Source organism: Colwellia sp. MB3u-55 (assembly GCF_014076785.1).
Taxonomy (GTDB): domain Bacteria; phylum Pseudomonadota; class Gammaproteobacteria; order Enterobacterales; family Alteromonadaceae; genus Colwellia_A.
In genome coordinates this window covers 1-293 of record NZ_JACGUS010000124.1, presented here as the reverse complement: position 1 = coordinate 293, position 293 = coordinate 1, and the positions used below count along the sequence as shown (strand labels likewise).

Here is a 293-nt window from a genome sequence, read left to right as displayed (position 1 = left end):
CAATGCAGGTGATACGGTTACCCTTGCTGAAGGTGAACTCATCTTAAATGCAGACGGTAGCTATACCTTCACACCAAATGATAATTTCAACGGTGCTGTGCCTGTAATTACTTACATTGTTACTGACGGTGCGGGTGATACTGATAGTTCTACGCTAACAATTTCAGTAACACCGTTATCAGATCTTACTGATGACAATGAATCCGTCACAACAGCTGAAGATACAGCAGTTTCAGGTAATGTTCTAGATAACGCAGAAACTGCAGACGGTCCACTAACTGTCACCAGCTTTA

1 protein-coding gene is annotated in these 293 nt (G+C 42.3%); it reads left to right on the top strand.

The genetic code is table 11. From position 1 onward, the window contains the following. On the top strand, window positions 1-293 hold a 293-nt coding region (locus H4J66_RS19900; protein ID WP_182176646.1), incomplete at both ends, for an Ig-like domain-containing protein.